24 protein-coding genes are annotated in these 20,915 nt (G+C 54.2%); 2 read left to right on the forward strand and 22 right to left on the reverse strand.

The genetic code is table 11. The features are described from left to right. Positions 1–11: 11 nt before the first annotated feature. From VSQ62_RS05690 to VSQ62_RS05700, 3 genes are all read right to left on the reverse strand, one after another. The gene (locus tag VSQ62_RS05690) at positions 12–1,340 is read right to left on the reverse strand and encodes an extracellular solute-binding protein (protein WP_334633691.1); all 1,329 of its coding nucleotides are present in this window, start codon (positions 1,338–1,340) and stop codon (positions 12–14) included. A 170-nt stretch (positions 1,341–1,510) separates the two neighbouring features. Next, positions 1,511–2,023 (reverse strand): DUF6106 family protein, encoded by a 513-nt coding sequence (locus VSQ62_RS05695; RefSeq protein WP_334633693.1) that lies wholly within the window; start codon positions 2,021–2,023, stop codon positions 1,511–1,513. Between the two features lie 35 nt (positions 2,024–2,058). Then, positions 2,059–2,865 (reverse strand): helix-turn-helix domain-containing protein, encoded by an 807-nt coding sequence (locus VSQ62_RS05700; RefSeq protein ID WP_334633695.1) that lies wholly within the window; start codon positions 2,863–2,865, stop codon positions 2,059–2,061. A 108-nt stretch (positions 2,866–2,973) separates the two neighbouring features. On the opposite strand from VSQ62_RS05700, the gene lacZ reads away from it, so the two are divergent. Further along, positions 2,974–6,066: a beta-galactosidase, LacZ type gene (lacZ, locus tag VSQ62_RS05705; protein ID WP_334633697.1), complete on the forward strand. Its 3,093-nt coding sequence runs from the start codon at positions 2,974–2,976 to the stop codon at positions 6,064–6,066. Positions 6,067–6,144: 78 nt separating this feature from the next. Here lacZ and VSQ62_RS05710 read toward each other — a convergent pair whose 3' ends face one another. The 5 genes from VSQ62_RS05710 to VSQ62_RS05730 all read right to left on the reverse strand — a co-directional run bounded on the left by VSQ62_RS05710 (position 6,145) and on the right by VSQ62_RS05730 (position 9,175). Then, positions 6,145–7,020 carry a pyridoxamine kinase gene (locus VSQ62_RS05710; protein ID WP_334633698.1) on the reverse strand — a complete coding sequence of 292 codons (876 nt, stop codon included), beginning with the start codon at positions 7,018–7,020 and terminating at the stop codon, positions 6,145–6,147. A 168-nt stretch (positions 7,021–7,188) separates the two neighbouring features. Further along, on the reverse strand, positions 7,189–8,238 hold the full coding sequence (locus VSQ62_RS05715; RefSeq protein ID WP_334633699.1) for an IS30 family transposase: 1,050 nt from the start codon (positions 8,236–8,238) through the stop codon (positions 7,189–7,191). A gap of 67 nt (positions 8,239–8,305) precedes the next feature. Then, on the reverse strand, positions 8,306–8,566 hold the full coding sequence (locus tag VSQ62_RS05720) for a helix-turn-helix domain-containing protein (protein WP_334633701.1): 261 nt from the start codon (positions 8,564–8,566) through the stop codon (positions 8,306–8,308). A 78-nt stretch (positions 8,567–8,644) separates the two neighbouring features. Further along, positions 8,645–8,770, reverse strand: coding sequence for a hypothetical protein (locus VSQ62_RS05725; protein WP_334633702.1), 126 nt, complete (start codon positions 8,768–8,770; stop codon positions 8,645–8,647). 156 nt (positions 8,771–8,926) lie between these two features. After that, a complete protein-coding gene (locus tag VSQ62_RS05730; protein WP_334633703.1) occupies positions 8,927–9,175 on the reverse strand; it encodes a helix-turn-helix domain-containing protein in 249 nt (82 codons plus the stop codon). Positions 9,176–9,307: 132 nt separating this feature from the next. Here VSQ62_RS05730 and VSQ62_RS05735 point away from each other — a divergent pair, with 132 nt between their 5' ends. Continuing rightward, positions 9,308–9,949, forward strand: a complete 642-nt coding sequence (locus VSQ62_RS05735) for a hypothetical protein (RefSeq protein WP_334633704.1) — start codon at positions 9,308–9,310, stop codon at positions 9,947–9,949. A gap of 81 nt (positions 9,950–10,030) precedes the next feature. Here the strand turns inward: VSQ62_RS05735 and VSQ62_RS05740 are convergent, their stop codons facing one another. The 14 genes from VSQ62_RS05740 to VSQ62_RS05805 all read right to left on the reverse strand — a co-directional run bounded on the left by VSQ62_RS05740 (position 10,031) and on the right by VSQ62_RS05805 (position 20,914). Then, positions 10,031–10,591, reverse strand: coding sequence for a hypothetical protein (locus tag VSQ62_RS05740; RefSeq protein WP_334633705.1), 561 nt, complete (start codon positions 10,589–10,591; stop codon positions 10,031–10,033). Positions 10,592–10,760: 169 nt separating this feature from the next. Next, positions 10,761–12,275: a phage tail tip lysozyme gene (locus tag VSQ62_RS05745; RefSeq protein WP_334633706.1), complete on the reverse strand. Its 1,515-nt coding sequence runs from the start codon at positions 12,273–12,275 to the stop codon at positions 10,761–10,763. Positions 12,276–12,287: 12 nt separating this feature from the next. Next, the gene (locus tag VSQ62_RS05750; RefSeq protein WP_334633707.1) at positions 12,288–12,680 is read right to left on the reverse strand and encodes a hypothetical protein; all 393 of its coding nucleotides are present in this window, start codon (positions 12,678–12,680) and stop codon (positions 12,288–12,290) included. 15 nt (positions 12,681–12,695) lie between these two features. Continuing rightward, positions 12,696–13,073, reverse strand: a complete 378-nt coding sequence (locus VSQ62_RS05755; RefSeq protein WP_334633708.1) for a serine/threonine protein kinase — start codon at positions 13,071–13,073, stop codon at positions 12,696–12,698. Further along, positions 13,064–14,191, reverse strand: coding sequence for a reverse transcriptase/maturase family protein (locus VSQ62_RS05760; RefSeq protein WP_334633710.1), 1,128 nt, complete (start codon positions 14,189–14,191; stop codon positions 13,064–13,066). Before VSQ62_RS05760 ends, VSQ62_RS05755 begins: the two co-directional genes overlap by 10 nt. Positions 14,192–14,610: 419 nt before the next feature. Then, positions 14,611–14,955: a diversity-generating retroelement protein Avd gene (avd, locus tag VSQ62_RS05765; protein ID WP_120478077.1), complete on the reverse strand. Its 345-nt coding sequence runs from the start codon at positions 14,953–14,955 to the stop codon at positions 14,611–14,613. 73 nt (positions 14,956–15,028) lie between these two features. Continuing rightward, positions 15,029–16,150 carry an SUMF1/EgtB/PvdO family nonheme iron enzyme gene (locus tag VSQ62_RS05770; protein ID WP_334633711.1) on the reverse strand — a complete coding sequence of 374 codons (1,122 nt, stop codon included), beginning with the start codon at positions 16,148–16,150 and terminating at the stop codon, positions 15,029–15,031. An 18-nt stretch (positions 16,151–16,168) separates the two neighbouring features. After that, a complete protein-coding gene (locus tag VSQ62_RS05775; RefSeq protein WP_334633712.1) occupies positions 16,169–16,570 on the reverse strand; it encodes a hypothetical protein in 402 nt (133 codons plus the stop codon). 2 nt (positions 16,571–16,572) lie between these two features. After that, positions 16,573–16,998 carry a hypothetical protein gene (locus VSQ62_RS05780; protein ID WP_334633713.1) on the reverse strand — a complete coding sequence of 142 codons (426 nt, stop codon included), beginning with the start codon at positions 16,996–16,998 and terminating at the stop codon, positions 16,573–16,575. An 18-nt stretch (positions 16,999–17,016) separates the two neighbouring features. After that, positions 17,017–17,328, reverse strand: coding sequence for a hypothetical protein (locus VSQ62_RS05785; protein ID WP_120478081.1), 312 nt, complete (start codon positions 17,326–17,328; stop codon positions 17,017–17,019). A gap of 20 nt (positions 17,329–17,348) precedes the next feature. After that, on the reverse strand, positions 17,349–18,581 hold the full coding sequence (locus VSQ62_RS05790; protein WP_334633714.1) for a phage tail protein I: 1,233 nt from the start codon (positions 18,579–18,581) through the stop codon (positions 17,349–17,351). A 13-nt stretch (positions 18,582–18,594) separates the two neighbouring features. Further along, the gene (locus VSQ62_RS05795) at positions 18,595–19,941 is read right to left on the reverse strand and encodes a baseplate J/gp47 family protein (protein ID WP_334633715.1); all 1,347 of its coding nucleotides are present in this window, start codon (positions 19,939–19,941) and stop codon (positions 18,595–18,597) included. Then, positions 19,938–20,216, reverse strand: a complete 279-nt coding sequence (locus tag VSQ62_RS05800) for an early E1A protein (protein WP_120478084.1) — start codon at positions 20,214–20,216, stop codon at positions 19,938–19,940. Before VSQ62_RS05800 ends, VSQ62_RS05795 begins: the two co-directional genes overlap by 4 nt. A gap of 11 nt (positions 20,217–20,227) precedes the next feature. Beyond that, a complete protein-coding gene (locus tag VSQ62_RS05805; RefSeq protein WP_334633716.1) occupies positions 20,228–20,914 on the reverse strand; it encodes a hypothetical protein in 687 nt (228 codons plus the stop codon). Position 20,915 lies beyond the last annotated feature (1 nt).

The following is a 20,915-nucleotide window of genomic DNA, read 5'->3' on the forward strand; positions in this document are numbered from 1 at the left end:
ATAACAACATCTTATTGATAGTAGAATTCAGCATCTGCCTGAGCCTGCTCTAAGGTTGATTCGGCATCTGCACCTGTCATGATATCCTGAATTGCTGTAGAGATAACTTCACGAACGTCATAGTAGTAAGCGCTTGTGTTGTTAGTAGGCGTCAGTTCAGCATATTCTACGATCGTAGAGTAGATCGGCTTGTCATTCCAGAATTCCTGCGGCGCCTGATAAGCTTCTGATTCGCCGGCAGGTCCCCATGTACCGATCGCACCTGTTGTAGGAAGGATGTTTGAATACAGGTCTTCGCTTCCTGCGAATGTCTTGGCAAGGAAATCGAATGCAAGGTCTGTATTCTTGCAGTTAGAGGTTACATACCAGGAAGAACCGCCGTTGTTGGAGTAGTTTGTTGCATCGGCAGTCTTAACCAGCTTAGGCATATTGGTGATCTCCCACAGACCTGATGTGTCTTCCATACCCATAATCGTAGCCATGATCCAGTTACCGTTGATAGTTCCTGCACACTGCTCATTAGTGATAGAAGATACATACTCATCCCACTCATTAACCTCATAGAAGATACCTTCTTTTACCATCTTCTGATAGATATCGATACACTCGTTCAGAGGATCGTTGCCAACCAGGTTCGGTGTGCCGTCTTCGTTGAACAGGGAAGCGCCTGCAGACTGAAGCATCATCATGATAATATCCTGGCTGTTAGCCTGTCCTGATAACATGTATTTTCCGGTCTTCTCCTTTACTACTTTACCGATCTCAATGAACTTATCCCAGTCGATATCGGTGATGTCAGCGATAGAATATCCGGCCTGGTCAAGGATGTCTGTACGATAACAGGAAACAACCGCGCCGTTATCGAATGGAACACCATAGTTCTTACCGTCGACTGTGGAGTAACTCAGCTTACCTTCTGCAAACTGTGAAAAATCGATTCCGCTGTCAGACAGGTCTGTAAATGCTTCTGGATAGAATGAAACGAACTTCTGATAGGAGTTATCCTGCATCAGAACGATGTCCGGCATAGTACCGAAATCCCCGGACTCTGCACAGGTCTGAAGCTTAGTCTCGCAGTCGTCAGACAGAGTCTCAACGACTTCCAGTTCAAACTTGTCATTCACGGTCTCCTTGTAGATCTTGCCGGCTTCTTCGATTGCCGGGATGTTGAATGCCGGATCCCAAGTCCATACAACCAACTTATCCCCGCCTGAGGAGCCGCCTTCATCAGAACCGGAATCCCCGCCGCCGGAACTGCTGTCGTCTGAACCGCCGCCGCAGGCAGTAAGTGAAAATGCCATGGCTCCTACGAGTAGTACTGAAAGTAACTTTTTCTTCATAATCTTTGTCCTCCTTTTAAAAGCACTTTTTATGAGGATATTATATCAGTATAGAGGGACAGATTGTTTGCATTATCAACTGTATAGTGTGCAAATTCGACTATAAATAGTGCTTTTGTATGAGATTTGACAAGAAGTGACATTTTTTTTGTGTTATAAGTATAAGAGGATTATGACAGAAAGACTCTGTCAGGATATCTACGCTTGATCATCTGCAGCATAGAGTCACTAAGATCCAGCAGAATCTTGATTTTTTCACGGTTTTCCGTAATGATCATGGTGTAGAAGGGAGTATCCTCCTCATAGGAGGTATAGTCATATTTGACAAGACGGATGCTTCCGCCGTTTTTCCGGTATTTTGCTACGGCGTTATGCCAGTTGGGAGCGAGGACCTCCAGGGAGTCCATATCAAGGTAATGTGCGGATCTGCGGTGCTTTTTGCCGAAGATGACGTCGATAGTCAGGTGGTTGTCTTCCAGGATGTATTCATATTCCTTCTGGCTGTAAGTGTTGTAGAAGTAATAGAGAACCACGAGAAGAAAACCCGGAAGCATGAAGCCCTGAGAGATTGTGACGCCAAGTAACAGAAGAATTGCTGCAAAAATGATCATGATTACGCGAAGGATGCCTGTCAGAGGCTTTGGTCTGCGGATTACCTGTTCTACGATCTTATAGTTGTACATGTGAAATTATCTCCTTTGCTTTTCCTGTTATCATATCAGTTAAGCTTCCGGAATTCAAGCGGTGTGATTCCGGCAGCCTTCTTAAACATTGCGATGAAATGACTGGTATCGGTAAATCCGGTTCTGCGGGCGATCTGCTGGACTTCCATATGTTGGTATGAAACCAGAAATTCCCTGGCCCGGTTGATCCGGTAGACGGTTAAGTATTCATAGACCGAGCAGCCAAGGAAGCGCCGGAACAGCCGGGAAAGATATTGCGGCGTGACATACACCTTCCGGCTTAAATCCTGTACTGTGAGTTCTGACGCGTAATTTGTTTCGATCTCCTTTAATACCGGTTCTACATATCGCTGATACAGCGGTTCTTCTGCAAGGGCGCGGGCGCGTGTGCTGTCTGTAAAATGCATCAGCAGGCGGTAGCATCTGATAGAGAGGGTCTGTGAGTCGGAGGACAGGGAATCCCAATCATCCATAATACTGTCGATCAGCGTACGGATGCGGGCGCCCTGCTCCTTTTCTATCAGCATGAAGGGTCTGTTTCCGATCATCTTGTCAATGCTTCCGCTGATGGTTCCGGCAAATGTTGCAAAAGAGGTGACCCATTCTTCTGAGACCTTCTCGTAGGAATGCTTAAGGAAGGGAGAGATCAGGATTCCTTCCCCCTGATGCAGCGTGTAGCTGCCGTCCTGGATCTCAATGATACCGTGCCCTTCTTCTGTCTGCAGATAATGATAGAGAGGATAGCCTTTGGGGCGGAACACGCGGTCCTGGATCCAGCGGTTCCCTATGGAATCGAAGATGAAAGGTTCGTTGATATGAGAATTTCTAAAATGTATCGGCATACTTGTCACCTGTTTCAAAATGTTATATTATTTAGTTTAACATACTACACTTTTTTAGGCTAGTGTATAATATAATGATGGCAGAAGGCTATTATGAAGGAGGTTATTATGAGCCATATATTTGATTATGACAAATTAAAGGATCCGCAGTATTTTCGCGACGGAAGGCTGGATGCACATTCTGATCACAGCTATTATGCGTCCGGAACAGATATGGAGGCAGGGCGTGAGACGTTCAAGGAGAGCCTTAACGGGCTATGGAAATTCCACTATGCCAGGAATTACGGATCGGCAGTTGCTGGCTTCGAGAAGATGGATTATTGCTGCAGGACATGGGATGATATTCATGTTCCGGCACATATCCAGATGGAGGGATATGATGTGCCTCAGTATGCGAACGTGCAGTACCCATGGGAAGGGCATGACGAGATCAGGCCGGGTGAGATCCCGGAGTATTTCAATCCGGTAGCAAGCTATGTAAAATATTTCACCGTACCGGAGAAGATGAAAGGCAGAAGATTATTTATCTCCTTTCAGGGAGCTGAGAGCGGGCTTGCGTTGTGGCTGAACGGTGAATTCGTAGGATACAGCGAGGATTCATTTACGCCGTCCGAATTCGAGCTGACTGATTATGTGAAAGAAGGTGAGAATAAGCTGGCGGCGCAGGTATTCAAGTGGACCGCGTCAAGCTGGTGTGAGGACCAGGATTTCTACCGGTTCTCCGGCATCTACAGGGATGTGTATCTCTATACGGTGCCGGATGTGCATGTAAGAGATCTTGAGATCCGCGCAGTGCCGGATGAGACCTTGAAGAGAGCGGCGCTTACTGTCCGTTTGGAGACGATGGTATCTGGCAGCGCCGAAGCCGGGAAGGCGGTATTTGTCCTTGAGAGAGCCGGACAGGCAGTGTTCCGGGAGGAGAAGCAGCTTGGGGAAGAGAATGCTTATTCCTTCACAGTGGAGGAACCAAAGCTTTGGAGTGCGGAAGAGCCGAATCTCTATGATCTGAGGATTGAGATCTATGATGCGGAGAGTGTACTGCAGGAGATCATCCCGGAGAAGGTTGGGTTCAGGCGTTTTGAGATGAAGGATCACATTATGACTCTGAACGGGAAGAGGATCGTATTCAAGGGCGTGAACCGCCATGAGTTCAGCGCCGTGAGCGGACGTCATGTGAGTGAAGCGGAGCTTCGCAAGGATCTGGAGACTATGAAGCGCAATAATATCAATGCGATCCGTACCTGTCACTATCCAGATGCGTCCCTGATCTACAGGCTCTGCGACGAGTACGGTATCTATATGATGGATGAGAATAACCTGGAATCCCACGGAACCTGGGATACGGGGATGATGACCGGCGATTTCAGCGAGGTGGTTCCAAATGACAGGCCGGAGTGGCTTGAGATGATGTTGGACCGTGTGAACTCTACGTATCAGCGGGATAAGAATCATCCGGCGATCCTGATATGGTCCTGCGGGAATGAATCTTACGGCGGCAGGGACATCTATGAGATGTCGCAGCTCTTCCGGAAGCTTGACCCGACCCGTCTGGTTCATTATGAAGGAGTGCATCATGACCGCCGGTACAATGACACCAGTGATATGGAGAGTCAGATGTATACGCCAGTGGAAGGGATCAAGGAATTCCTTGCCAAGGACAGAAGCAAGCCGTTTATCTGCTGTGAATACACGCATGCCATGGGGAATTCCTGCGGCGCCATGCATAAATACACCGATCTGACGGATACGGAGCCTCTGTATCAGGGCGGATTTATCTGGGATTATATCGATCAGTCCATCTATAAGAAGGACCGTTACGGAAGGGACTTCCAGGCTTACGGCGGCGACTTCGGCGAGCGTCCGACGGATTATAATTTCAGCGGCAACGGAATCGTATATGGAGATCGTGAAGCATCCCCTAAGATGCAGGAAGTGAAGTTTAATTATCAGAATATTACGGCAGAGGTCGGCCGGTCAGAGGTCAAAGTTATCAACAAGAATCTGTTCGTGAGTACAGATACCTTCGAGTGCCGGGTCACTGTGGCGAGGGACGGCAAGGTTATAAGGCGGGCTGCTCTTGAAACCTGTGTAGAGCCTCTTGCATCAGAAGTTTATGCGCTTCCGGTTCCTGAGGAGGTTGTTGCCGGAGAGTATACGGTTACGGTTTCCTTCCATACGAAGGAAGACCAGATCTGGGCGCAGAGAGGACACGAGGTTGCATTCGGACAGTATGTGTACTCGGTCGAGGATGCGTCATGTGTCTGTGAGGGCGCTTGCTGCAAGGGTTTGGCGAAGGCCTGCAGGAAGGGCGTGACAGTGATACAGAGCACGCATAATATCGGTGTGAGAGGGGAACATTTTGAAGTGATGTTTTCCATCCTGTCAGGAGGTCTGGTATCTTACCGGTACGCCGGAAGAGAGATGCTGGAGGCAGTACCGAAGCCGAATTTCTGGAGGGCGCCGGTCGATAATGACTGCGGGAATCAGATGCAGGGCCGTTATGCACAGTGGAAGATCGCAAGTATGTATATATCCCATAAAGCGCCGGGAGAGGAACTGTTTGCTCCATGCAGGCCGGAAGTCAAGGTGAATTCAGACAGCGCCGAAGTTGCGTTCACATATAATCTCTGTACGATACCGGCGGCGCAGTGCCGGGTTGCCTACGAGGTATTCGGGGACGGCTGCGTGAAGACGACCCTCACCTATGATCCGGTGAAAGAGTTGGGAGATATGCCGGAGTTCGGTATGATGTTCAAGCTGAGCGCCGATTATGATCATGTGAAATGGTATGGGCTCGGACCTGCCGAGACCTATGCGGACCGTAAGAAGGGGGCTAAGCTCGGCATCTATGAGAATCTTGTGAAGGATAATATGGCGGCATATCTTGTCCCGCAGGAATGCGGCAGCAAGGAAGAGGTAAGGTATGCGGAAGTTTGCGACCGCAAAGGCCGGGGAATGCGTTTTGCCATGACCAGTGAGAACGGACCGATGACCTTCTCGGCTCTGCCGTATACGCCTCATGAGCTGGAGAATGCAATGCATCCGTATGAGCTTCCGGAGGTGCACTATACGGTCGTGCGCGCAGCGAAAGGCCAGATGGGCATTGCGGGAGACGACAGCTGGGGCGCGCTGACGCATCCTGAATATCTGTTGGATGTGAGCAGGAAGATGGAGTTTAGTTTTTGGTTCTGTGGTATATAATATATAGAAATTAAATATTTGGATAGTTTGGCGCAGAAAATATTCTGTGCCAAATTGCCGATGGGTCTGGCATATTGGTTAGCCGAACTTTATCGGATTAGGATACTTTGCCAGAAGAGACAGATACTTCTCATAGTTCACCCCGTCCTCGCGCGGCACCTGCTCTCTGACTGAGTCAAGAAGGGCAAGCTCCAAGAACGTGCCGGCCGTCTCTATAACAGAAGGAATAGAATCTCCCCGCGCGATGCCGGCGGTCAGACAGGAGGCGAACAGATCCCCTGTTCCGGAATAGCTGCCGCCTACATATGGGAAAGAGGAAAGAGAAGCCCCCTCCCGGTCAATGCACAGATTCCCCATCTGCTTCGTACCGTCATCATCCTGAAAATGAATCCCGGTAACGACTACGGTCTTTGGTCCGCTGCGGCATAATTCCTGTCCAAGCTCCTGGACTGCCTGTATCAGCTCGCGATGATCCCTGCGGCCGGCCAGCGCATGATAATCGGCATCGGTCAGCAGGCATAATTCCGTCAGATTGGGTGTAATGATGTCGGACATGGAAACCAGTCTCTTCATCTGTGACAGAAGAGATAGGGTATACATACAGTAAGTATCTCCGTCGTCGCCCATCACCGGGTCCACCAGGAGAAAGGTATCCGTTTTCTTAAAGGTATCCACAAATCGGAAGATCTGCCGAATCTGTTCCTCGCTTGCAACGAATCCGGTATAGATCCCGTCAAAATGCTGCCCCATCTTCTCCCACTCCGAACGATAATATTCCATCTTGTCGGTATAATCATCACAGTAGTAACTTGGATATCCTGTCTGGGCGGTCAGCAGTGCAGTCGGAAGGGGGCATGCCTGCACACCCATCACAGAGAGCACAGAGATGGCGGCGGTGAGGGAACACCGCCCAAAGCCCGACAGGTCATTGATCACAGCAATTTTTTTCGTCATAATATATCATATCCTTCTCACATGAATCTTGATGTACATTTTCTAATGTTAACATCAAACTGGATACTTTGAAAAGTCCAGATGCAGATAAAATAGACAGGCCAGTCCATTCGATCCGAAATAAGTTGGCAAAAGTCAATAGTAAATGCGAAAAAATTATAAAAAACATTATTGAGGCCCCGTGAGGGCCTCAATTTGCGCCTGAAATACAGACTCCGAGCACATAAAGTCGAAGATCCCCCGCGGGTAGTTGTTCACCCATTCCTCAATCTGGGCCACCTGCTCGTCGGTGAGATCCTCGAAGCTCGTACCCTTCGGAGCGAAGCGCCGGATCATTTTGTTTATGTTTTCATTGGTGCCGCGTTCGTATGCACTATACGGGTGGCAATAGTAAAATTTTGTACGTTTTTCACCTTCATGGAGGCAGCTCTGCTCCATGCCCTCGCAGTCGGCAAACTCGGTTCCATTGTCGCAGGTGATACTTTTGAAAACAATCGGGAACATTTCACCGTAGCGCCGTTCCAGATCGTCGAGAGCCCGCACGACGCTGGCGGCGCTTTTGTCCACGAGCTGCCGCACGACTTCCTCCCGGCTCATACGTTCGCTGAGTACGAGAAGCACTTTTTTACATGGACGAGCGCTCACTACCGTGTCCATTTCCCAGTGACCGAAGGTTTCCCGGCTGTTGATTTCCTCCGGGCGTTTTTCTATGCTTTCACCCTTTGGAGGTCTGGCTGCCTTCTTTACGGTATGATAGCCTTGCTTTTTGTTGGGTTTGACGGGGAGGTCTTTATTTGTCAGATTAAGAAAGATCCCCTTGTCTATGTAGCTGTAAATAGTGGTTTTGCTTTTGATCTCCGTGTCAAACTGGAGGCCCTTCACTTTGATTTCGCCCAGGACGGCCTCCGGGCTGTACTTTTCCTCGGCGATCTTGTGCTCAATATACTCGGCCAGTTTGTGATCCGCGCCGATCTTTAGTTGCGGGCCTTTTGCCCGTAGGTTTTCTCGGTATTTATCGTCGGCTATGTCCGGGCTGTATCGGGTTTCCTCTGTCCAGTCACTATTGCGGTGGGTATATTGTCCGCGTTTCTTTTCGCGGTACACGGTGGAAATATGAACGCCGAGGATCTCTGCGATTTCTTTCGGGGATTTCTTATCTCTGAGGTGCGCCTCTATGCGCAGCCGGTCTGTTTTGGTTAAATGCTTAAAGCGTTTCATGTTAATACCTCCATAAAAGAAAAAAGAGGCGGCCGAAGCCGCCCCTCCACTGTATCGTTGTTGGTGCTTATTTTTCGTACTCTGCCAGTAGCTCGGACGTTTCCGCGTCCGTCACAATGTCCGAGAGTTTACAGTCCAGTGCCTTGCAGATCCGTAGCAGGGTGGAAAGTTGTGCCTTGCTTATATCGCGGGTTCCCTGCTCATAATATTGATACATTCGGACGTTCACTCCGGCCGCCGTTGCAAGCTGTGACTGGGAGAGGCCCGCGGCTTGTCTGAGCGTTTGCAGATTGCTATTTTTATAATTTACTTTTACGGTGATTTCCATTTCTGGCCTCCTTGACTTTATGGGTTGGGGTGGATATAATAAAAGCGGCGGGCGGGAACTTCCCACCGCTTTGAAGTCTTAGGACTGCTTGGGTTTTTGGTTCGGCTTTATTGTGATAGTGATACGCTCGACCGTTTCACTTTTCAGGGCCTTTTCCAGAACTTCGAGCAGTTCTTTTGTTTGCCGTTCTTTGTCTTTATCCACCGTGTTTCCTCCTTCCTTGTGTTTTCCTTCCTCCTTTCGTTTACTCAGGTTTTCCCTTACCTTGTAATATTATTATACAGCTTTAGCTGTATAAAGTCAAGCTGATTTCTCCATTTTTCGCACTTTTTCGCATAAAAAAAGAGCGGTTTCCCGCCCCTATGTGTCCTTGTCCAGCAGAGTCTCCACGGACACGTCGAACACTTCGGAAAAGAAAAGTAGCTCGAAGTCTGGCACCACTCTGTCGCCGGTTTCGATCCTGCTGATCGCTTTCTGGTTTAGATTGAGCCCTACAAGCTGAACTTTTGCAGCGAGCTGCTCCTGAGACAGTCCGGCAGCCTCCCGGAGCTCTTTTATTTTGCGGCCGGAGGCGTTGGCGTTTCCGTCCATGTATCGGTATATTTTCATATGTTTGCGTCTCCTTCTTTATCCCAAAGATAGGTAAATGGCGTATTGACAGTACCACGAGTTCACGCTTATAATTATCCCAAACATGACTAAAAGCGAAAAAACACAAAAATAAATTCAGGAGGTTTTGACATGGAAAATGTGAAAAATGGGCCGTTTGGTCGGTTTTGTAATTATTGTTTTTACTGGGTAGAGGGGAAGGACAGCGAAGGGAAGCGGAAGCTCAAAAAAGTGCGGGCGGTTTCTCAGGAATTTGCAATCATAGAGGCAGAGGCCGCGGGCTTGTTTGGGCCTTTTAATGTCAGGTGTGAAGCGCTGGAGCCTCCGACGGATCGGCAGCTTGCACTTGCAGAGAAAATAAACCTAAAAGTGCCAGAGGGCTGCACGAAGGACGATCTCGGCACTATGCTGAGCAGGCGCATGGACTTTGACGGGGACAGAGAGCCGGATCCGGGCCTGCTGCATTATGCGCAGGATTGCGGCGTGTGTTTTTCCAGTTTTACCGGCGAAAAGGGACTTTTGCAGAGTATGATTGCGCAGCTATGCGCCAGGGACAGGGCGGTACTTTTTGCATATGCCGTACATATTAGCCGAGCTGGCGGCTGTTTTAAAGATCCGCGGAAGGATCCGGCGGCCTCGGCTTTTGGACGGTTTGCGGATATGGTCGAGGCGGATCCCGGTCTTTGGAAGTCTTTAGAGGGCCGGGATCTGAATGATTACGAGAGCCCAAACACGAGATCGAAGGCATACAAGGCAGTTATGAGCTGTTTCTAAATTACACGCAAAAAAAGAGCCCGGCAGGTTTTCCCGCCGGGTTTCTTTGTTGCCTGCTGCCATATGCAGCGATCAATGTATTTAATTGTTTCCGGTGTCTGTCTCGATCTCCACCTCCACAGTGCTTTCGCTGGCCGGTGCTTCGCCTGCGAGCTGCTGCACCGTTGTGGCTGCGATCGTGGTTGCTACGCTGGCCGCGGTAGCCGCTGCCGTGGTGGCTGCTGTTGTCGCTGCCTCCCCGTTGTCCGGGCGTTTGAGGTCGCGGCATACCTGCTCGATCTTGGTGTCGATCCATGCGTCGAAGTCTCCGTAAATCTCGTTGAGGGCGGCCACGGCCGTGTCGCCGAGGATCTCCAGCACTTTGTCTCTGGATTTTTGGAAGGCTTCGAGCTGCTTCTCTTTGGTGAAGCCGCCGGAGCTTTTCAGGGCGTCAACGAAGGTCTGGGCGGTAGACGCCACCGCCTGCTCTACCGCGTCCACGGCCATGTCCATGTATTTGTTCGCGGTTTCGTTGTCGATCTCCTTCTGGAGTTTCGCCGTTTCCCTGCGGAGCAGCGCTACGGCATAGGCCCCGCCCGCCGTGATTAGCAGGCAGAGGACGGGCACGCAGGCGCTCACGATCTGTTGCATTGTTCCGTTCATTTCTTTGTACCTCCTTCTTTTTTGTGGTTATCACAAGGGAAGGGGCAGGCGTCGCACTGAGTTTCGTCGCATGAGACGCTCCCGTCCCAGTTTGTGATCGCGTGGATCCAGAATAAAAGCGCAGCCAGAGCCATGACTCCGAGGACTGCGTTTGCGATCGTTTCTATGCTCATTTTGTCACCCGGTCGGCGTCTACCCAGCCATAGACAGAGGACTGCCCGTTGGTGTGTACGACATGGTACGGGTGTTTTGCCCCCTTGCTGATCGCCGTCACCTTGGCCGGGCCAGCCTTCGGGCTGCTGCTAGAGCTCGCAGCGTTGGCGCTGGTGTAGTGAGGGCCTCCGGCAAAATGTACCGTGTCCCCGACACTGATCGCGCCTCCGGCGATTGCCTGCACCGTGCTGGCGTCCACCCAGCCGTAAACCGTAGAGCCGGATCCTGAGACTGCGATCAGGTGGTACGGGTGCTTGGAGTTTTTGCTGATCGCTGTCACTCTGGCCTTGCCCGGTTTGCAGGCCGGGCCGCTTGCTGCGTTGGCGTTGGCGTAGTGGGTGGAGCCGGTAAACTGTACCACGTCGCCCACACGGAAGGCCAGAGGGCTGCCAGCAGACGGAGCAGGGGCAGGGGTTCCGGTTCCTGCGGAGCTGGAGCTGCCGCCTTTGAATTTCGGCACGCCATAGCCTCTGATGTACCGGCCGTTCACTTTCAGGGTGCGGCGGCCCACCGCGTCGCTCATGTTGCCCTCGATCACTTTGATGTCGGAGCCGTTCACACTCTCCACAATGCCGACATGATCCGGCCAGCCGGTATTGTCACCGATGTCGGAGTCGTCCCAGTCGTAGAAGATAACGTCGCCGGGCTGCGGGACGTGGGCGTCGTTTTCCTGCCATGCTCCGAGCTTCTGGAAAAGTTGGATCATTTGGCCGCACCCGCACTCAGTCGGGATAATGTCAGTCAGGCCGCACTTGATCGCCATGGCCGACACGAAGGTGGCGCACCATGCGTCTGTATATTTCATGGCGTAGCCTCTGGCAAGGGGCTTGTGTCCGTTGTAAATGTCAATGATCTGGCGGTGGGTTCCGTCGGCTTCCTTGCAGCCGATATAGGACGCCGCCATGCTTACAAATTTCTGTCTCATTGTTTCGCCTTCCTTTCCGGCAGAGCTGCCGCCTGCGTACTTGCTGAGGTACGTCTGGCCGTAGCCTGCCCGTTTGATTTTCACTTTTTCGCTCTGGTCTGCCGGGCGCTCATACTTGGTGAGAATGACGTCCGACGCCTCGCGCACACTTTTGGCCGATTTCAGGGCCGCCAGTATGGAGGGGTAGCTCTCGGCCAGCTCCTTGCGTAAAAAGCCGAGCTGAGCCTCCAGATCACCCACGGAGGCCCCGGCCGCCTTCACATAAGCCAGCAGCGCCTCCTTGCGGCTCCAGTACGTCCACTGGGCGAGGCCGTAGCCCGCAGCGTCCCGGACGAAGCCAGAATACGCTCCAGAGTCCACGGCGGCCGTGTAGGTGTCGTCCGTGTAGTCGAGGCGTTTCTCGTAGCTGTTTTGCAGGTTCCGGGGATTGAGGCCGCTCTCGGCGTATAAGTTCCCCATGAGGGCCGCCACGCCGTAGTCGTTCAGGATCCAGCCTTTGAGGTGGTTCCAGATCCTTGCCTCGGTGTTGTTTCCGGTTGGTGCCATGTTGTCGCCTCCTTAAAATTCGTTAAAGTTTGACGGCTCCGGCTGCACGCCAGACGCCGCCATGAGCTTGATCTTGTTCTCGGCCTTGGCTTTGGTGTAATAAAAACCGGTCGCGCTCGCCATTTCAGCGAACACGGCCGGTATCAGGTAGGCCAGCGCCGAGGTGTCCATGGTGAGCCAGATCATGCGGCAGGAAAAGACGGTGATCGCTATGGTGACGATACTCACGCCCAGAAAAACGAGCTTTGAAAACTCCACTTTTTTCTTCGCTGCTGCAGCAGCTTTCAGCTGCCTGATCTGCTTCCTGAGTCTGCAGTTTTCTTCGCAGAGCTGCCGGATCCTCTCGTCGGGATCCGGCGTGTCTACTTCCTGAGCTTTCGCTCTGGTTTCTCCATAGCCCTGCATGGTTTCCTCCTTCCTTTAGTCGTAGAGGGCTTCGATCCCCTGCTGGGTTAAAAAGTCCTTTTGTGCGTGTTTTACTTTGGCCGCATAGTCGAGGGCCGCGTGCATGTCTCCGTTACAATGAGCGTCCGGGATCCTCTGCACGGCCTTGGCCGTTGCTTCGCCGAGCGCGATTGCAGCGCCTACGCCCTGCACCAGAAGGAGCTCTTGGCGTTCCCGGAGCTTCTCGCGCTTTTCCTGCTCTTTCTGCCGCTCCTTTTCCTCGTCTTTTATGCGCTGTTCTTCGTCCTCCCTCTTTTTCTCCCTCTTTTGGATCCGGTGCTCAATGCACCAGAAGAAAAAGCCCGTCAGCGCCGAGGGTATGCTGGCGGCTATAATGATCGCTGTTATGTCCATGTGTTCACCTCCTGAGAAAATTCGCTTTCCCTGCGTTTGAAAATGATGTTTCGCTCGATCCACTTCTGGAGCCCGCGGGTGGCACAATGTCCCAGCATACCGAAGTAGCTTTGCATGGTTGCGTCCACCGCGTCGAAGTCAATCAGCCACGCCTCGTACTCCTTGGCAATATACCGCATACGGGCCTTCATTTTCTTGACGGCCTGCGGCGTCGGCTTGCGCCTTCCCGGATAGATCCGGCAGCCCACGAAGGTGACGCCCCGGCAGACGAGGCCGATCGTGGTCTTGCTGTTGAGTTCGAGGTGCAGCACGTTGTTGAGGTATTCCTCAATGAGCACGCGCCACTCGTTCAGCACTTTGGCGTCTTGGTGCAGCAGCACCATGTCGTCCATGTACCGGACGTAGTGGTGGGCCCGGAGCTCGTGCTTGATGTACTGATCCAGCTCATTGAGGCAGACGTTCGCGAGCAGCTGGCTGGTGAGATTGCCGATCGGCATACCCACCTCAAAAAGCCGCTCAGACGGCGGCACCTCGTCGGCGCTTTTGCCCGGAGGCAGGCCGAACGGCGTATGATCGCAGCATACGATCATGCGCATGAGCCAGAGAAAACCGTCCTCGCCCGGATATTTTCGCGACAAAATACCGAGCAGCACCTCATGGTCTACCCGGTAGAAATATTTTGAAATATCCAGTTTTAAGTAGTGCCAGCGCGGGCCCGGTTTTCTGTCCACCTGCTCGGCCCAGTATTGCAGCCGGTCGGCCGCTCTGGTGGTTCCTTTGCCGACTCGGCAGCCGTATGAGTGGTAGATCATGCCATTGTCGAGCTCTTGGTTTACTTGCAGATATATGGCCCACTGTACGACGCGATCCCGGAAGCCCAGCGCCATTATGAGGCGGCGCTTCGGCTCTGAGACGTAGAACTGCCGATACCGGCCCACGGTGTAGGTGTGCCACATGAGGGCGTTCTGTATGTCGATCAGGTTTTCCTCCAGATTGGCCGAGAAGGCCACAACGTCGCTGCGATACCATTTCTCGCTCGCTGCCTCGTGGTATGCGTTGAGCAGGTTCTCCCACGAGTATATCCTCTCCAGAAGGGAGGGCCGGTTTGATGTTTCCATGTCCTCACTCCTTCACTGTCAAAATAATGGCCCGCGTGTGACACTCCTTGGCGCGTCCGTTCCTCTATGGTCGCCACACCATAGGATCCCGGCCGCCTTCACCCGCTTGCGAGGGAACGGCCAGCCTCCGCGGTTTGCTCGCCGCCTCTGGTGACTTTCACCAGCAGGCTGCACGGGCGCTGATCTTTGGCCTTGACGGCCGGGAAATGCGTCCCTTTTGCCTCGGTGTTTCTGCCGGGCCGTAGCCCGCAGACAATAACAAAATAAGGCAAGAGCGGAGCGGAAGCCCACGTTCCAGTTGACATTCGCGCGGGAGTTGTTGCCGTTGAAGTAGAACACACCAGCGTTCGCACCGTTGTTCCAGTTGCCCCCGCGGATCACGCAGCGCCTCCTTTTTTCTTGACACATTCCCCACGGGCTCACTCGTTCGACTTTTTCCAGCCGCCGAGCATACGCCCGATTTCATTCAGTTCTTTGCTCCAGACTTCGTGGAGCCCCGGAGAGATCAGCCGATCCTCCGGCGAGACTGCCGTGTCCACCAGAGTGCGCAGCACGTCCAGCTTCGTGTCCATTTTGTTCTGGAGCTCCAGCCGTCGGTTGCCCCGTGAACGGTTGGCCTCAATGCAGAGCTCCAGCATTTCCGCGTAGGCGTTCGTCATGTGCTTACGGTACTCGAATTTCTCCGGCCGTCTCATATTTTGGGTGCGCTCGGCCACCCGGATCATGCTCCGGGCGATACGCTGGCGCAGCTCTAAATTATCCATGCTTTACTCCTTAAAAGGTGAGAGGCGGCCCTTTGGTGGGGGCCGCCCCTTGCCAGATTTTCAGATTGCCAGATTACCCGATATTCGGGATATAAGCGGAGCGGAAGCCCACGTTCCAGTTGACATCCGCGCGGGAGTTGTAGCCGGAGAAGGCGAACACACCAGCGTCCGCACCGTCGTTCCAGTCGCCCCCGCGGATCACGCAGCGCTCGGCTACGCCGTTATTCAGCCAGTAGTAGTCACCCTCGTAGCTGGCCTCGGTGGTTCCCTCGTCAGGCAGCAGCGCCAGAGAACGCAGCAGCACCTTGGTGGCCGCGCCGATCGCAGCGGTGCAGGTGACATTTGCAAAGAGACAGCTCCGGTTCTGGTCTGCGAGGCTGGAAATGGTGGTGCTGTATGTCCACTTGCTGCTCACATAGTCCAGCTTCACGGTATTGCCGGAGAGCTTCGCAGAGCCGGAAACGGTACACTCAGGCTCCACCAGAGAGCCGTCGGCGGCGTTGATCGCCTTCCAGCATACGCTCGTTTCGTTCTGCGGGTTGTCAGGATCCGCGGCGTCGTTGTTGGCAAGGATCTGGAGCTCGCCCCATACGAAGCGGATCCCACCCTGCCATTCCCACACGTTGCCGTTCAGATCCCAGATCCCGCCCAGAGTCTTGTCGTGGCTCCATGTGAGCGGGCCGGTGCCGGTCGCCACGCGTCCAGTGCGTCCGCTGTCCGTAGACTTCGGGATCGCCTTGTAATTGCTTTCGCGGGTGTCCTTGCCGTAGTTGTTGTTTCCGTAGGGCATGAAGCCGTTCTTTTTGCACCAGAGGGCGATCGCGGCCCACTCTGCATTAGTGGAGAGGTGCCAGCCGTGGCCCTTGGCTTCGCAGCGGGCGCGGGAGGTGTCGAAGTCGATATTGACGGCCGGATCCTCGCCAGGCAGACTGTACGCCGCCGTCACGTTGTAGCCTTCGGTGTTGATCGCAGCGTGTACGACGTTCTGGTACTTGGAGTAGTAGAAGCCGGGGATCTGGACGCCATTCACGATAAAGGCTGGGTGGATCGAGTCGTTGCCGCCGGTCAGCACGTCGCTGTTCTTAAATGCCGGGATATACACCAGCACGGAGGGGAGATCGGTGTCGTCCACCTCGATCGTGTTGTTAGGGCACACGCTTTTGAGTGCCAGCATGGAAAGATCAAAATTTGCCATTGTCATGTCCTCCTTGTCTTAGTCAATGCTCCAGAGAATAACGGTCACGTCGCCCATGTCGAGCGGGTTCTTGTCTCTCTGTACGGTGGTTTTCTGGTTCATGCCGTCGCCGTCCTCGGCTGCGTCCTCAGCTGCCAGAGCTTCGTCTGTTTCCTCTGCTGCCGGGATCTCTGTCTCGGTGTAGGTCGCGGCCGGGATCATAACCTGCGCCACATAGCGCAGCCCGGAGCCGGTGCCGATCGTCAGGTTGCCGGACTTATCCCGGCAGACGTCCACCTCCACGTCCCAGTCCTTCTGGTACTTGGCAGCGTTCAGCATGATCTCGTCGTCGCCGAAGATCAGGCGGGTGCCGCTCTGCTCGAAGTCGATTTTCTGGCCCGCGTTCTTTTCGATCACGGTCACTTTGTTGGTTTTGGCCATGGTTACATTCCTCCTTTAATTCTCAGTTTAATGGTGGCGCTTTTGGCGCTGCCGTCGTAGGCCACCTTGAAGCCGTTCAGCATACGGTCGAAGATCCTCACGTCGCCGACGTTGCCGTCGTGGTCGGTGATCTCGGCCTCCACGGTGTAGTCCGTGAAGTTCCTCACGGTGTTGAGGGCGATCGTCTGGGTGGAGTTATTGAAGGGGTAGCTCTGGCTATTGCTGAGCGTGACCGCCTTTTCCTCCGTCGCCACCTGATCGGCCGTGAGCCCGCTCTGAATAATCAGCAGGGCTGCCGCGAGGTGTGCGTCTGAAATGCCGTGCTCCATGTTGTTGAAGTTCCCGGCGCTCTGCGGGGTGCCTTCCTGAATGACTTCCTCGGTGTCCTGATCTTTTACTTCGTCAATCCACTGGGTGTTTCTGTACATGCCTTTTTCCTCCTTCCTTTAGGTTGTCACTTCATAGATCGGGATCGTGAGCTTCACGAGGACGCCCTGCCGTTGTACCTTCTCTATGACGCGCTGCTGGTAGGCTGCTACCTCTCCGCGCACGTCAATGAGGCGGGAGGCCGAGATCGTACACTCTACGGAGTCCAGCGTCGGAAACGTCGCCATAATCACCAGAGTGTCGTCCTCGATCGTTTTCTTGTTGATGGTTCCGCGGTGCCATGTCGCGCCCACCTGAGCCTCTACGGCGTGGATCGAGCGGAGCCACTGTTTCCTCCGGTGCCCCATGAAATTGTCCGAAAAATACGCCATGTGCGTGCCCTCCTTTCTGTTTATTCACCGCAGCGCCGTGTCCCGCACCTCACGAAGCTATACGCCGCGCAGGTGAGGCCCGCCACTGTAGCTGCCTTGTTGGTTATGACCGCGCCTTTTGTACCGGTTCCCTGTGTTCCGCACTTTATAAAGCCATACGCCCCGCAGAAAAGCCTCGCGGCTGCGGCCGCTTTTTCTGCTATGGTTGCGCCTACGGCCATTGTGCGCGGATAGGTGCCGCAGGCAAGGGATCCGGCTCCTTTATACCCGTAGCCGGTGAGCTCTGTCTCCAGATTGGAGCCGATCGGCTTCTGGAGCGTATGCCCCAGTGTGCCGGGCCGCGGGTAGGTGCCGCAGGTGATCGTCCCGGAGCTGGTGAAGCCGTAGAGCTGCGGATCCGTTTCCGGCGTCGCCTCAATGCCCGGCTTTACGACTGCGCCCAGAATACCGGGCCGCGGGTAGGTTCCAGCTCTCCGGTTGAAGTTGTACCGGATATGGTCGGCCGATCCTTCGGCGGCGATCTCGTTTTTTGCAGCTGCGCCCAGAGTTCCGGGCCGTGGGTGTGTGCCGCATATAATTGTCCCGGAGTGGGGGAAGCCGTAAAGGTGCAGCTTTTCCTCCGGTTCCGTTTCAATACTTTGCTTTACAATAAAGCCCACCGTCGCGATCCTCGGACGGGTGCCGCATTTCACGAAGTTGTACCGGTGAAGGCTGGAGTCCAGAGCGTACTCGACGCCCGGATCCGGCCCCTGCTGCCAAAAGTAAAAAATGCCAGCTAAATGAGAGCGCACATTCTTGGCAGCCTTCACGGCCTCGACGAATTTCTCATAGTTCTGGGCCGTTATGTGCGCGTTTGTGGTGAGCGCCACGAAGGTGTACGGGGTGCCGTACATTTCGTACCACTCCATGATGTAGCCCTCGCCGAAATATGCGGAGATCAGGCGCTCCACGGCCCATTTTGTGCCGCGCTTTCGCTTGATCTGCTGGGCGATCTTTAGCGTGGCCCGCTTTTCCTCCAGACTCATGCCGGTGGAGTCGTACCAGTCCACGTCAAGCTCCCACGCCAGCTCGTCGCATTCCGCTTCGTTGAGGTTGTCTATGTTGTCCCACACTCTGAGCGTTTTCAAGCGCTTGCTGGGTTCTCCTATGAGCCGGTTCATGGCCTTGCTGAGAGCGATCGCCGCCTCGTCGTCCCGCATGAAGGCAGGGAGAAGGCGCACAAACTCCAGCTCAGACACTTTCATGCCGCCCATGTTCCACCTCCTTTCAATCCTTTACAACGTGCTGCACGTTGATGTTCCCGGAAAACTTCGCCACGGTGGTGCTCGGCAGCTCTTTGTATTCCGGTTTGGTGATGATAACGCGGGTGGCCCCGATCGGGTTCTCTATCCAGTGAGGGCAGAGGATCAGCTTCCTGAGCTCGTCCGGGTTGATGTCCTGATCCAGAGTGGAGCCCTGCCAGTATATGTACCGGTTGATCGCCCCGTCCGGGCCTTCCACGTTTTTGACGACTTCGGACTCGTTGGCCTTGGTCGTGTAGTAGGTCAGCTCTATGTCGTAGAGCTCCACCTGCGGGGCCTCCACCTGCACAATGTCGGTGAGGGGCCTCACGTCGTCCGCAGAGCAGACGCGGCGCACGGCCTCCAGCACGTCCTCGTCCGGCAGTTCTCCACCGGCGCAGATCGGCACGATTTTGACGCGCCCGTACATGTTCCGGGTGATCTCGATCTTTACCTCGTCGGCCGCTGCCAGAGAGCCGGAGAGGGCCAGCGTCAGAAGCTCGTCGTCGTAGCTGGCCGTATAGTCGGTACCTGCCACAGCCTCGGAGCCGCCCGGCAGATACACCGCCAGAGACTCCGGGATCAGGTTTGCGCCACCTTGGAAGGCGTGCCCGGCATAGGTTTTCAGCGTCCTGCTGATCCGCTCGGTTTCAGACTCCACCACCGCGTCCGTGACGATCGGGCTCGAAGATAGCGCCCAGTAGCGGTACGCCTTTTCAGGGCCCGCGGTGCTGAGCCGGTTCTCCGCTTCCCGGATCCTTTCCCGGTATGCTTCGTCGGTTTCCTGATCGCCTCCCCCGCCCGTCGGCTCCGTGTTGGTTACATAGTCAATCATGGCGACGTCTGAGAGGTCAACGATCTGGGAGAGCTCCCCGATCGCTGCGTCGTTATAGTCTGCGCCGCCTTTCTCGGCCGTCGCTCCCACCTCGACGAATAGCTGCCCGGCATAAAGAACGACGGTTTGGTCTGTCAGAAAATAGTGGATAAAGTCGCCAGTCACCCGCAGCCGGGCCGGTATGATGATATTATGAGACACGGCCTCATTTACGCCGAAGCGCAGCGTGGTGGTGGCGAAGGTAGGATCGAGCCGGGCGGTGTCCCGGTTTTCTCCCAGAGCGTCCAGCACGTCCCCGCGGGCATACCGGAGCATTTTCTGGCGGCAGGCGTCGTTCACGCTGTTGTACACGGCCACGACTACCTGAGCCAGAGCCTCGCCGAAGATCCGGCGCTCGTCGCCCGGATATAGGGGATCGCCGACGCCGTTCTCCAGATCTTCGAGTATTCCGTCCCGGATCGGCCCCGCTTCGGTGTCAATAAATTTGAGCTCGCTCATGCGTCCTCGTCCTCCTTCCTTTCAATGTCCACATAGGTGTTAAAGTTTCCGGGGTTCCCGGCCTCCGGGTTGATCTGTATGTCCTTTATATTGACGCGGGGCTCGAATGTCTCCAGCACCCACTCAGCGTCCGCGACGGCTTCGTCCGTGGCGTTCGGCTGGTCGATCAGGGCACCGTCCCGCCCCCTCACGCGGTCGTATGGCACCTCGCCGCGGATCGTCCGCAGCAGATTGGAGGCGCACGTTTCCGGGTTCCCGTTTCCATGTGCTTGCATGTCCTCCCTCCTTACACGAGCGTGACTTCGCTCAGATACACCCAGCTGTTGATCCCGTTCGGGTGCCCCAGCAGTACCCTGTTTTGGCTTTCCTTGATCTGGCTCACCTTATGGCTGCGCTGCTTTACCCATGCGGGGATCGTCTGGCCGGTTGCGTATTTCTTGCCGGTAGGCTTCACATAGTCGCCCACCTTGATTGTCTTTTTTGCCGCCTTCTTGACGGCGGTGTTTGTCTTTTTCTTCTGGGCCTTGGTCGTTTTGGTGGCAGATACTTTCAGCGCCGAGGTGTTCACCTTCACGCTGGTGGTGTCTGGATCGTACTCTTTGAACTCGAAGGAGAGCGTCGCCAGCCGTATGCGGCCGGAGTCGTCAGTCTTTACGCTGCCGACGGACACTTTCCTGAGCTGGAGCTTCGGGCCCAGCTGCCTGCCTCCCAGATAGAAATAATTTACTTTTGTAACAAGCGCTTTCCAGCTCTCGATCTCTGCCCGGACGTCTACGCCCGCCCCGGAGTGCAGCGTCGTGGTGAAGCTGAGCGGGAAAAGCTCGGTGCCTCTCTCGTTGGTGGTTTTCTTTTCCTCGGTGGAGGTGTTATTGTCCGCCACCTGCGAATAGGAGAAGCTGAGGTCTTGAAGGGCGACGACTTTCTGAGAGCTCACGGCCCATGTTTTCGGGCCCCATTTTGCCATTGTTGCCATG

It is taken from the genome of Sporofaciens sp. JLR.KK001, assembly GCF_036941055.1.
Lineage (GTDB): Bacteria > Bacillota > Clostridia > Lachnospirales > Lachnospiraceae > Sporofaciens.

What these genes read in the sequence shown, in the direction of transcription:
- VSQ62_RS05690 (WP_334633691.1), bottom strand. Translation starts at nt 1,340, where the DNA reads ATGAAGAAAAAGTTACTTTCAGTACTACTCGTAGGAGCCATGGCATTT.
- VSQ62_RS05695 (WP_334633693.1), bottom strand. Translation starts at nt 2,023, where the DNA reads ATGTACAACTATAAGATCGTAGAACAGGTAATCCGCAGACCAAAGCCT.
- VSQ62_RS05700 (WP_334633695.1), bottom strand. Translation starts at nt 2,865, where the DNA reads ATGCCGATACATTTTAGAAATTCTCATATCAACGAACCTTTCATCTTC.
- lacZ (WP_334633697.1), top strand. Translation starts at nt 2,974, where the DNA reads ATGAGCCATATATTTGATTATGACAAATTAAAGGATCCGCAGTATTTT.
- VSQ62_RS05710 (WP_334633698.1), bottom strand. Translation starts at nt 7,020, where the DNA reads ATGACGAAAAAAATTGCTGTGATCAATGACCTGTCGGGCTTTGGGCGG.
- VSQ62_RS05715 (WP_334633699.1), bottom strand. Translation starts at nt 8,238, where the DNA reads ATGAAACGCTTTAAGCATTTAACCAAAACAGACCGGCTGCGCATAGAG.
- VSQ62_RS05720 (WP_334633701.1), bottom strand. Translation starts at nt 8,566, where the DNA reads ATGGAAATCACCGTAAAAGTAAATTATAAAAATAGCAATCTGCAAACG.
- VSQ62_RS05730 (WP_334633703.1), bottom strand. Translation starts at nt 9,175, where the DNA reads ATGAAAATATACCGATACATGGACGGAAACGCCAACGCCTCCGGCCGC.
- VSQ62_RS05735 (WP_334633704.1), top strand. Translation starts at nt 9,308, where the DNA reads ATGGAAAATGTGAAAAATGGGCCGTTTGGTCGGTTTTGTAATTATTGT.
- VSQ62_RS05740 (WP_334633705.1), bottom strand. Translation starts at nt 10,591, where the DNA reads ATGAACGGAACAATGCAACAGATCGTGAGCGCCTGCGTGCCCGTCCTC.
- VSQ62_RS05745 (WP_334633706.1), bottom strand. Translation starts at nt 12,275, where the DNA reads ATGGCACCAACCGGAAACAACACCGAGGCAAGGATCTGGAACCACCTC.
- VSQ62_RS05750 (WP_334633707.1), bottom strand. Translation starts at nt 12,680, where the DNA reads ATGCAGGGCTATGGAGAAACCAGAGCGAAAGCTCAGGAAGTAGACACG.
- VSQ62_RS05755 (WP_334633708.1), bottom strand. Translation starts at nt 13,073, where the DNA reads ATGGACATAACAGCGATCATTATAGCCGCCAGCATACCCTCGGCGCTG.
- VSQ62_RS05760 (WP_334633710.1), bottom strand. Translation starts at nt 14,191, where the DNA reads ATGGAAACATCAAACCGGCCCTCCCTTCTGGAGAGGATATACTCGTGG.
- avd (WP_120478077.1), bottom strand. Translation starts at nt 14,955, where the DNA reads ATGGATAATTTAGAGCTGCGCCAGCGTATCGCCCGGAGCATGATCCGG.
- VSQ62_RS05770 (WP_334633711.1), bottom strand. Translation starts at nt 16,150, where the DNA reads ATGGCAAATTTTGATCTTTCCATGCTGGCACTCAAAAGCGTGTGCCCT.
- VSQ62_RS05775 (WP_334633712.1), bottom strand. Translation starts at nt 16,570, where the DNA reads ATGGCCAAAACCAACAAAGTGACCGTGATCGAAAAGAACGCGGGCCAG.
- VSQ62_RS05780 (WP_334633713.1), bottom strand. Translation starts at nt 16,998, where the DNA reads ATGTACAGAAACACCCAGTGGATTGACGAAGTAAAAGATCAGGACACC.
- VSQ62_RS05785 (WP_120478081.1), bottom strand. Translation starts at nt 17,328, where the DNA reads ATGGCGTATTTTTCGGACAATTTCATGGGGCACCGGAGGAAACAGTGG.
- VSQ62_RS05790 (WP_334633714.1), bottom strand. Translation starts at nt 18,581, where the DNA reads ATGGGCGGCATGAAAGTGTCTGAGCTGGAGTTTGTGCGCCTTCTCCCT.
- VSQ62_RS05795 (WP_334633715.1), bottom strand. Translation starts at nt 19,941, where the DNA reads ATGAGCGAGCTCAAATTTATTGACACCGAAGCGGGGCCGATCCGGGAC.
- VSQ62_RS05800 (WP_120478084.1), bottom strand. Translation starts at nt 20,216, where the DNA reads ATGCAAGCACATGGAAACGGGAACCCGGAAACGTGCGCCTCCAATCTG.
- VSQ62_RS05805 (WP_334633716.1), bottom strand. Translation starts at nt 20,914, where the DNA reads ATGGCAACAATGGCAAAATGGGGCCCGAAAACATGGGCCGTGAGCTCT.